The organism is Streptomyces nanhaiensis (assembly GCF_046614825.1).
GTDB lineage: Bacteria > Actinomycetota > Actinomycetes > Streptomycetales > Streptomycetaceae > Streptomyces > Streptomyces radiopugnans.
In genome coordinates, this window is the sequence record NZ_JBKJFM010000192.1 from 1 (window position 1) to 9510 (window position 9510).

Sequence of the window (9510 nt, forward strand, 5' to 3'; positions counted from 1 at the left end):
CCCCCGGCGGCCATGGGCGGGTCCAGTTCGCGGTCGCCGCGGACCACCGTGCGCTCGATGTGGCGCGCGGGGTCCGCGGCGCGGTGGCACGGGCCGCGGCGGCCGGTGCCCCCGGGCCCGTGACGGTCGCGGCCGTGGTGACGGAGGTGGTGACGGAGGAGTCGGCGCAGGTGGCGGCGGAGGTGGTGCGGAGCCCGGGATGAGAGCGGTCAGTCGCCGATGCCGGCCAGGTCGCGCAGCCTGCGCGTCTGGGCCGCGCGCTCGGCGGCGCGCTGCTCGTCGTAGGTGCGGTCCACCGCGCCGCGCAGCAGCGCCTTGGTCTCGATCACCGCGTCGCGGGGGGCCGCGAGCAGCGCCGCGGCCAGATCGGCGGTGGCGGCCTCCAGTTCCGCGGCGGGCACCACGAGGTTGGCCAGACCGGTCCGTTCGGCCTCCTCGGCGCGCACGAAACGGCCCGTCGCGCAGATCTCCAGCGCGCGGGCGTACCCGACCAGGGAGACGAGCGGGTGGGTGCCGGTGAGGTCGGGGACCAGGCCGAGGCTGGTCTCGCGCATCGCGAACTGCACGTCGTCGGCGCACACCCGCAGGTCGCAGGCGAGCGCGAGCTGGAAGCCGGCGCCGACGGCGTGCCCCTGGACGGCGGCGATGCTCACGATGTCGTTCCGCCGCCACCAGGTGAAGGCCTCCTGGTAGCCGGCGATGGCCGCGTCGACCTCGGCGTCGGAACCGCGCGCCAGGTCGATGAAGGACGGCTCGCCGTCGAAACCCTCGGGGGTGAAGGCCTGCCGGTCGAGCCCGGCGGAGAAGGACTGCCCCTCTCCGCGCAGGACGACGACGCGGATCCCGCCGGGCAGCAGCCGTCCGGCCTCGGCCAGGGCGCGCCACATGGCGAAGGTCTGGGCGTTGCGCTTGGCCGGGCGGTCGAGGGTGACCGTGGCCACGGCACCGTCCGCGACGAGCCGCACGCCGTCCTTGTCGAGCAGGGTCATGAGGGTCTCCCGGGGCAGTCCGCAGTCGGACGACTGTCAAGTGACTGAAGAGTAACCACCCGGCCGGTCGGATGGCCGACCGGGTGGCGCCCCTCGGGACACCCTGGGTCTCAGGACGTCGCGGTCTTCTTGCCCCGCGTGGCACCGCCGCGACCGCGCAGGGTCACGCCGGACTCGCTGAGCATCCGGTGCACGAATCCGTAGGAGCGGCCGGTCTCTTCGGCCAGCGCCCGGATGCTCGCACCGGAGTCGTACTTCTTCTTGAGGTCAGCCGCGAGCTTCTCGCGCGCGGCGCCGGTCACCCGGCTGCCCTTCTTCAGAGTCTCGGCCACCCGTGCCTCCTCATGGGAAGTGCGCTCTGGACTCTCATGATCACCCCTTGCCGGTTTTCTGGCCACCCATTCGACAAGGTCCGTGGGACGTCATCGGCGGCCGGGCAAGGGCCGGAAGGCTCTGGAGCGAGGTGTTCCGCGGGACTTCCGGGCGGCGCGCTTCCACGCGGTACGGAGAAAGAGCAGGTCAGGGACTTGACCGGCGTCCGAACACCGGGGGTGGGAGGTCTATGCCACATCACCGGCGCCATCGACGCCCGACCGCGCCGGAATACGAGCCGATCTCACTCAGATGATGGATCAAGCGTCGACCCGATGATCCGGAACGATGTGATCACCACTCGCTCGCGGCGTGGCCGGGGCCCGGTGGAGACGTGCCCGTCCCTCGCGGGGCCCCGGACGGGCACGTTCAGGCGAGCGCCACGAGGTCCGCGTACTCCTCGCCCCACAGGTCCTCCACACCGTCGGGCAGCAGGATGATCCGCTCCGGCTGGAGCGCGTCCACCGCACCCTCGTCGTGGGTGACCAGCACCACCGCACCGGTGAAGGTGCGCAGGGCGCCCAGGATCTCCTCGCGGCTGGCGGGGTCGAGGTTGTTGGTCGGCTCGTCCAGCAGCAGCACGTTGGCCGAGGAGACCACCAGCGTGGCCAGCGCCAGCCTGGTCTTCTCACCGCCGGAGAGCACCCGCGCGGGCTTGTCCACGTCGTCGCCGGAGAACAGGAACGAGCCCAGCGTCTTGCGGATGTCGACCAGGTCCATGTCCGGGGCGGCCGAGCGCATGTTCTCCAGGACCGTGCGGTCGCCGTCGAGCGTCTCGTGCTCCTGCGCGTAGTAGCCGAGCTTCAGGCCGTGGCCGGGGACCACCCGGCCGGTGTCGGGCTTCTCCACCCCGGCCAGCAGCCGCAGCAGGGTGGTCTTGCCCGCGCCGTTGAGGCCGAGGATGACCACGCGCGAGCCCTTGTCGATAGCGAGCGAGAGGTCGGTGAAGATCTCCAGCGAGCCGTAGGACTTGGACAGTTCCTCGGCCATCAGCGGGGTCTTGCCGCAGGGCGCGGGGTCGGGGAAGCGCAGCTTGGCGACCTTGTCGGCCTGCCGCTCCCCCTCCAGCCCGGCCAGCAGCCGCTCGGCGCGGCGGGCCATGTTCTGGGCGGCCACCGTCTTGGTGGCCTTGGCGCGCATCTTGTCGGCCTGGGCGTTGAGGGCGGCGGCCTTCTTCTCGGCGTTGGCCCGCTCGCGCCTGCGCCGCTTCTCGTCCGCCTCGCGCTGGGCCAGGTACTGCTTCCAGCCCATGTTGTAGACGTCGATGCGGGAGCGGTTGGCGTCGAGGTAGAAGACCTTGTTGACGACCGTCTCCACCAGGTCGACGTCGTGGGAGATGACGACGAAGCCGCCGCGGTAGGTCTTCAGGAAGTCGCGCAGCCAGACGATCGAGTCGGCGTCGAGGTGGTTGGTGGGCTCGTCCAGCAGCAGGGTGTCGGCGTCCGAGAAGAGGATGCGGGCCAGCTCCACCCGGCGCCGCTGGCCGCCGGAGAGGGTGTGCAGCGGCTGGCCGAGCACCCGGTCGGGCAGGCCGAGGCTGGCGGCGATGGTGGCGGCCTCGGCCTCCGCGGCGTAGCCGCCCTTGGTGAGGAACTCCGTCTCCAGCCGCTCGTACTTCTTCATCGCCTTCTCGCGGGTGGCGCCCTGGCCGTTCGCCATCCGGTCCTCGTTCTCGCGCATCCTGCGCAGCACGGTGTCCAGGCCGCGGGCGGACAGGATGCGGTCGCGGGCGAGGGCGTCGAGGTCGCCGGTGCGCGGGTCCTGGGGCAGGTAGCCGACCTCACCGGTGCGGGTGATCGTCCCGGCGGCGGGGGCCCCCTCGCCGGCCAGGCAGCGGGTGAGGGTGGTCTTGCCCGCGCCGTTGCGGCCGACCAGTCCGATGCGGTCGCCCCTGGCGATGCGGAAGGAGGCGGACTCGATGAGGATCCGGGCGCCGGCGCGCAGCTCTACTCCGGTGGCGGTGATCACGGAAATACTCCTGGGCAGGGTGGACGTACGTACGTCGTCGGTCGGGGGCTGGGAGACGGGCGTACGCCGCTAATGCACGAGGAGGTTCACCATGCGGCCAGTCTAACGGCGGCGCGCAACCGGATTTCCGCGCCCGGTGCGACGGAGGGCGTACGCCCCGCACGGTGGGCGGCCGCCGTGCGGGGCGTACGGGGACGGGTGACGCGGCCGGAGGCGCGGGGGCCCGGGCCGGCCCGTCACACCTCGCCGGTGTGGACCTGGAAGGCCGCGCGGCGCATGGCCCTGGCCAGCACCGGATCCGGGTGGGCCGCGGCGAGCGCGACCAGGACCTGGACGGTACGGGGGTGACCGGTGGCGCGGACCGCCTCCAGAAGTCCGGGGACGCTGCTCTGCACGGCCGAGTCCAGATGCTCCACCAGCACCTTCCCGTCGCCGTGGTCGGCGACGGCCGCGGCGGTGTCCACCCACAGCCAGGTGGCCTCCTCGCGGGTCAGGACACCGGGGGCGCCGTTCGCCAGGTCCGCCGGGTCCGCGCCGTCGTGCTCGGCGAGCCAGAGCAGCGCGTAGGGGCGCAGGACGGGCTCGCCGGCCGCCTCGCGGACGGCGGGCTCCGCGGGGGCGCCCACGGCGCGCAGCGCCTCGAAGGCCAGACCGCGGATGAGGGCGTCGTCGCCGCGGGCGGCGTCGATCAGTTCGGCGACGGCCGGACCGGTGGGGCGTGCGGCCAGCCAGGCGCGGTACTCGGCGCGGGCCTCCCCGGGCGAGAGCCTGGCGCAGCCGCGCAGCATGTCCTCGGCGGGCTGCTCGATGTTCCCCGCCGGGCTCTGGGCCGCGACGCAGATCTGCTCCAGCTTCACCCACACCGCCCAGTTGCCCAGCGGGGTGAGCACCGCCTGCCCGGGGCGGCCCCGGTCGTCCTCGGCGCAGCGGGTGAGGGCGCCGACGGAGGCGAGGCCGTCGAGGGCCCAGTCCAGGAGCGCGGGCAGGCAGTCGTCCGCGTTCCCGGCCGCCCTTGCCGCCTCGCCGGCCTCGGCCGCCTCGTCCGCCGGGGGGCCGCCGGGGGGCGCCGCGCCGTCGCGCTCGGCGCGGATCTCCGCGATGCGCCGCCTGAGCAGGTCCAGCAGGGCCGGCACGGTCACCGGGCCGGAGGACAGGTGCATCACCGACAGGAACTGCGGCGCCGCCACGACCACCTCCCCGACCGCCCCGGGGTCCGCGCCGCCGGGCGCGGGATGGGCCAGCGACCAGGCGTCGAAGAGCGCGACCCAGCCGCGCAGCACCGCCGAGTCGTCACGGTCCCAGGCGCGCAGCCGCCAGCCGGGCATGGCGGTGCCGTCGTGCAGTTCTATGAGGCCGGCGAGCCGGGCGCGGTCCCAGTGGACGGGGATCTGCTCCACGGGTATCCGCAGTTCGGCCGCCACGCGCTCGGCGGCCGCCACCGGCGACAGTCCGGTGCCGTCGGCCCAGCGGGCCAGCCGCACCGCCTCGCTGAGGCAGGCCCGTGCCTGCCGGGCGAGTTGGTCGCGTGGGGGCACCCCCTCGGGGGGCCGGGGCGTGCTCCGCCGGCGGCGCGCGCCCACGGCTCGGCGCGCGGCGGCGAGAGGTTGACGGGATACGAGGCGCAGCCGGGTGTCTCGCGGGGTACGGGACGTCACGGGAGCAGTGTTGTTGATGACGGCCCGAAAGCCCAAACGCCGGTCGCGGCGCCTCACATGAGCGGGGTGAGGAAGCGGCGCAGCGCCTCCTCGTAGCCCTGTGGATCGGCGTTCCACATGGCGGCGTGCGGAGCCTGTCCGACGATGTGCAGCGACACCAGGTCCGGGCGCCGTTCGGCCAGTTCGCGGGAGGGGCCCCAGGGGGCGACGGCGTCTCCCGGGCCGTGCAGGACGAGTGTGGGCAGCCGCAGCGCGCCGGGGTCGTTCAGCTCCGAGTGGAGCTCCGGACGGAGCCGGGCACGGCCCTGCGCCGCGCGCACCGCCAGCGGCAGCAGGGCGGCGGGGACGTGGCGGGCGCCCGCCAGCGCGCGCAGGGTGGCCCGCCAGTCGAGCACGGGCGAGTCCAGGATCAGTCCGGTGAGGAAGTCGCGGACCGGGGACTCGGCGGCGGCCCGCAGCGCCATGGTGGCCCCGGTGGACCAGCCGTACAGCACCACGCCGCGGGCGCCGCGGCCGAGGGCGTGGCGGACGGCCGCGTCGAGGTCGCGCCACTCGGAGTCGCCCAGGTGCGCGCTGCCGTCGGGCGACCGGGGCGCCCCGGGGTCGCCGCGGTAGGCCGGGACGAGCACGGGGAGGCCCATGGCGTTCAGGAAGGGCAGGACGTTCATGGCGTGCTCGCGGGTGGCGCCCAGGCCGTGCACGGCGATGACCCACACGTCGCGCAGGGCGGGCAGGTACCAGGCGGGCAGGGGGCCGAGTTCGCCGGGCACCTCGACGTCCGCGTACTCCAGGCCCAGCGCGTCCCCGGGGTTTCCGGTGTGGAGCTGCGGGGTCAGCCGCACCCGGTCGCCGGCGGCGAGCCGGCCGCGGTCCACCCGCTCCAGGCGCCGTACGACGGTGTCGGCGGAGGAGGGGACGTCGAGCACGGTCCCGACGACGGCGTGCCGGCCCGGGCCGGTGAGGGCGTAGGTGCCGGGAAGCTGCGAGACGAGGGACCGGGTCAGGGTGACCTGCCCCGCCGCGGTGGCGTGGACGGTCAGCTGCGGGCCCTCGAAGCCGGCGGGCGGGGAGTGCGGCGAGGACGGCCTGAGGGCGGCGGTGGCCGCGTACCGGCCGGCCACCACAGCGGCCGCTCCGGCACCGAGCGTGGTGAGGGCGGTCAGGGCCGCCGTTCTGCGCAGACTCATCGTCTCCAAGGATGGTGGCGTGGTGTCGCCGGGGCCAGCGGGCGGGCTCCGGCGGGTGAGCGTGGGCCGGACGGGACCGGATCCCTCGCCCGGCGCCGCCGGCGCCGGTGTCGCCCACCTCGTACCCCGTCCGCGCGGCGTCATCCGCCGCGGGCGGGCGGAGGCGGATGACGGTGGACGGAGGCGGACGGGGCCGCGCGGAGGGGTCAGCCGCGCTGCCCGTAGCCGCGCAGCCGCTCGGCGACGCGGTCCAGCTCCTCGGGCGGCAGCAGGGCCGGGGTGCGGCCGGGCACGGAGGCGGCCGCGAGCCAGACACGGCACATCCACTCGAGCTGGGCGGTGTCGTCGTACGCCCGGCCGAGGCTGTCGGCGTACACGACCGTGCCGTGGTTGCGCAGCAGGCAGCCGCTGCGGTCGCGCAGCGCCTCCAGTACGTGGGCGGCCAGTTCCTCGCTGCCGTAGGGGGCGTACGGCGCCACGCGGACCGGACCGCCCAGGGCGGCGGTCATGTAGTGGACCGCCGGGAGCTCGTCGACGAGGGTGGAGACGGCGGTGGCGTGCACGGCGTGGGTGTGGACGATCGCCGCGGCGCCGGTGGAGCGGTACACCGCCAGGTGCATCGGCAGCTCGCTGGTGGGCACGAGGTCGCCGGCCGTCCGCCGTCCCTCCAGGTCCACGGCGCACAGTTCGTCCGGACCGAGGCGGTCGTACGCGATGCCGCTGGGGGTGACCAGGACGGTGTCGCCGACCCGCACCGAGACGTTGCCCGAGGTGCCCACGACCAGGCCGTCGGCCACCGTCCGGCGGGCCGTGGCCACCAGTTCCCTCCAGGCGTCCGCCCAGACCGACCGCATCCGCGCCACCTCCGGCGGAGCACTCTAGCGGCGGCGGGCGAGCGGCGGGTTCGCCCCGTGCGCCGGGGGCGCACGGGAGCGCACGGGGGCACACAGGGGCGAACCCGCTCACAGCGCCGTGCGATCCTGCGCACACAGGCGGCATGAGACACCATGGCGCCGTTCCCAGTTCACCTTGCGTTCACCCGGCATCCTTACGTTCACCGAGTACCTGCCCCATCGACCGATTGCCTGGGTGAATGGAAAACATCACGCTTCTCATCGGGATCGTGATCGTCACGGCCTTGGTGTTCGACTTCACCAACGGTTTCCACGACACGGCCAACGCCATGGCCACCACCATTTCCACCGGGGCACTCAAGCCCAAGACGGCGGTGGCGATGTCGGCGGTCCTCAACCTCGTCGGCGCCTTCATCTCGGTCGAGGTCGCCGCGACGATCTCCAAAGGCCTCATCAACGAGGATTCCGGCATCGAACCCGCGGTGATCTTCGCGGGGCTGGTCGGCGCGATCATCTGGAACCTGCTGACCTGGCTGGCCGGACTCCCCTCCAGCTCCTCCCACGCCCTGATGGGCGGCCTCCTGGGCGCGACGATCGCCGCCGTCGGCATCGGCGCCGTCTCCGTCAGCGCCGTCTTCATGAAGGTGCTGATCCCGGCCCTCGTCGCCCCCCTGGTCGCCGGTATCGCGGCCATGCTCGCGACCAGGCTGACCTACCGGATCAGCCGCAACGCCGAGGAAGGGCAGGTCGCCAAGGGCTACCGCGCCGGGCAGATCGCCTCGGCCGGCCTGGTCTCCCTGGCCCACGGCACCAACGACGCGCAGAAGACGATGGGCGTCATCACCCTCGCGCTGATCTCCGGAGGCGTGCTGGGCGCCGACGCCGACCCGCCGCTGTGGGTCATCGCCTCGGCCGGCATCGCCATCGCGCTGGGCACCTACCTGGGCGGCTGGCGGATCATCCGCACCATGGGCAAGGGCCTGACCGACATCCGCCCGGCGCAGGGCTTCGCCGCCCAGACCAGCTCGGCCGTCACCATCCTGGCCTCCTCCCACCTGGGCTTCGCGCTCTCCACCACGCAGGTCTGCTCCGGCTCGATCATGGGCTGCGGCCTGGGCCGCAAGGGCGGCGTGGTCCGCTGGAGCACCGCCGGCCGCATGGTCGCCGCCTGGGGTCTGACCCTTCCGGCCGCCGGCCTGATCGCCGCGGGCGCCGCACTGCTGGCCATCCAGGGCGACTGGGGGGTCACCGTGGTCGCGGTCGCCTCCGTCGCCGCCATCGCCGCCATCTGGTTCGCCTCCCGCCGGGAGCCGGTCGACCACACCAACGTCAACGACGTCGAGCCGGTCGAGGCGGAGGACGCGGGCGTGGTCACGGCCGCGGTGCAGGCCGTCGCCCCGCCGCCCACCACCGCCATGGAGGAGGCCGAGAAGGCCTCCGACACCCCGGCGAAGACCACCGTCTCCGCTCCCTGAGCCCCGCGAAGGAAGAAGCACCATGGACATCGACTGGGCAGCCCTCGGCCAGGTCTTCGGCGTCAGCCTCGTGATGACGGTCGGCCTGGTGGGCGTGTTCACCCTCGGCATCGTCGGTCTGGGCACCAGCGACAAGGCACGGGGCGGCTCCGCCGCCCTGGCCCGCATCGGCGCCTACGCCAGCTACGCCCTGTGCGCGGCCGCGGTCGCGTACGGCATCTACATCATCGCGGCCTGAGCGTGCCTGCTCAGGCCTGAGGGGCCCGTGCGGCCCCTCGGGCACCGTGTGACGCCTCCAGTGGCGCCCGGCGGACATCCGCCGGGCGCCTCCTCGTTTCCCCGGAGTCCTCCCGGCGCCCTGCCGGCACGCCCTGCGCCCCCTCCGGCCGCTCTCCCACGTTCCCGGCGCCCCGGGGGCGCGAGCGCCTCCGGCGTGCGCCGTGTGCGCTTCCGCACAGTGCGCCGTCGCAGGTCACGGGTGAGTTGACGCGCCTTCCCGGCCGTGGTGGACTTCCCGTTGCCAAACGGCGGCAGGAGAGGAAGCCGGTGCGAATCCGGCGCGGTCCCGCCACTGTCACCGGGGAGCGCTCCCCCACCCAGCGTCACGGCCCGCACATCGGGCTGGAAGGCCGGGGGACGCGCCGATCCGGGAGCCAGGAGACTCTCACCGCCGGTCACGTCGAGCCAGGGCGAGGACCCTGAGTGAGGACATACCGCCATGCCCGGCACCCTGCCTGCCGCACCGCCTCCATCCCGCTGCGCCACCGGTCCCGCACGAGGTGTGACGGCCGGCTGACGCGATGCGTGCCGACCACGCCCTCCCCCCGGCCATCGCTCCGGCGGACACCGGCCTCCTCGCGCCCCCTGGCCCGCCGGCCGCGGGTTACGCGTGCGGGGCGGTCCTGGGGTCCCTGCTCGACCTGATCGCGGGCGATCCGCGCCGCGCGCACCCCGTCGCCGCCTTCGGGCGCGCGGCCGCGGCCGCCGAGCGGCTGCTGTGGCGCGACCAC

8 protein-coding genes, 2 pseudogenes and 1 riboswitch are annotated in these 9510 nt (G+C 74.3%); of the genes and pseudogenes, 4 read left to right on the forward strand and 6 right to left on the reverse strand.

Translation table 11 applies throughout. The features are described from left to right. Nucleotides 1-203, forward strand: a pseudogene (locus ACLIYP_RS27225) (hypothetical protein); the annotation flags it as partial. Nucleotides 204-209: 6 nt separating this feature from the next. Here ACLIYP_RS27225 and ACLIYP_RS27230 read toward each other — a convergent pair. The 6 genes from ACLIYP_RS27230 to ACLIYP_RS27255 all read right to left on the reverse strand — a co-directional run bounded on the left by ACLIYP_RS27230 (nt 210) and on the right by ACLIYP_RS27255 (nt 7025). Then, nucleotides 210-989: an enoyl-CoA hydratase/isomerase family protein gene (locus tag ACLIYP_RS27230; protein WP_412715755.1), complete on the reverse strand. Its 780-nt coding sequence runs from the start codon at nt 987-989 to the stop codon at nt 210-212. Between the two features lie 110 nt (nt 990-1099). Further along, a complete protein-coding gene (locus tag ACLIYP_RS27235) occupies nt 1100-1321 on the reverse strand; it encodes a helix-turn-helix domain-containing protein (protein WP_175540892.1) in 222 nt (73 codons plus the stop codon). A 409-nt stretch (nt 1322-1730) separates the two neighbouring features. Then, nucleotides 1731-3329: an ABC-F family ATP-binding cassette domain-containing protein gene (locus ACLIYP_RS27240; protein WP_412715756.1), complete on the reverse strand. Its 1599-nt coding sequence runs from the start codon at nt 3327-3329 to the stop codon at nt 1731-1733. Between the two features lie 236 nt (nt 3330-3565). Then, a complete protein-coding gene (locus tag ACLIYP_RS27245) occupies nt 3566-4984 on the reverse strand; it encodes a hypothetical protein (RefSeq protein WP_412715757.1) in 1419 nt (472 codons plus the stop codon). Between the two features lie 53 nt (nt 4985-5037). Continuing rightward, a complete protein-coding gene (locus ACLIYP_RS27250; RefSeq protein ID WP_412715758.1) occupies nt 5038-6171 on the reverse strand; it encodes an alpha/beta hydrolase in 1134 nt (377 codons plus the stop codon). Between the two features lie 206 nt (nt 6172-6377). After that, a complete protein-coding gene (locus tag ACLIYP_RS27255) occupies nt 6378-7025 on the reverse strand; it encodes a class II aldolase/adducin family protein (RefSeq protein WP_412715759.1) in 648 nt (215 codons plus the stop codon). 239 nt (nt 7026-7264) lie between these two features. On the opposite strand from ACLIYP_RS27255, the gene ACLIYP_RS27260 reads away from it, so the two are divergent. The 3 genes and pseudogenes from ACLIYP_RS27260 to ACLIYP_RS27270 form a co-directional block, all read left to right on the forward strand. Beyond that, a complete protein-coding gene (locus ACLIYP_RS27260) occupies nt 7265-8500 on the forward strand; it encodes an inorganic phosphate transporter (protein ID WP_412715760.1) in 1236 nt (411 codons plus the stop codon). Nucleotides 8501-8522: 22 nt separating this feature from the next. Continuing rightward, complete coding sequence (locus ACLIYP_RS27265) at nt 8523-8738, forward strand: hypothetical protein (protein WP_412715761.1); 216 nt, start codon at nt 8523-8525, stop codon at nt 8736-8738. Between the two features lie 299 nt (nt 8739-9037). Then, a riboswitch (cobalamin riboswitch) is annotated at nt 9038-9163 on the forward strand. A gap of 137 nt (nt 9164-9300) precedes the next feature. Further along, a pseudogene (locus tag ACLIYP_RS27270) lies at nt 9301-9510 on the forward strand (hypothetical protein); the annotation flags it as partial.

Bases quoted from the DNA above. Each gene is read 5' to 3' on its own strand.
- ACLIYP_RS27230 (WP_412715755.1), bottom strand. From the start codon at position 989: ATGACCCTGCTCGACAAGGACGGCGTGCGGCTCGTCGCGGACGGTGCC.
- ACLIYP_RS27250 (WP_412715758.1), bottom strand. From the start codon at position 6,171: ATGAGTCTGCGCAGAACGGCGGCCCTGACCGCCCTCACCACGCTCGGT.
- ACLIYP_RS27255 (WP_412715759.1), bottom strand. From the start codon at position 7,025: ATGCGGTCGGTCTGGGCGGACGCCTGGAGGGAACTGGTGGCCACGGCC.
- ACLIYP_RS27260 (WP_412715760.1), top strand. From the start codon at position 7,265: ATGGAAAACATCACGCTTCTCATCGGGATCGTGATCGTCACGGCCTTG.
- ACLIYP_RS27265 (WP_412715761.1), top strand. From the start codon at position 8,523: ATGGACATCGACTGGGCAGCCCTCGGCCAGGTCTTCGGCGTCAGCCTC.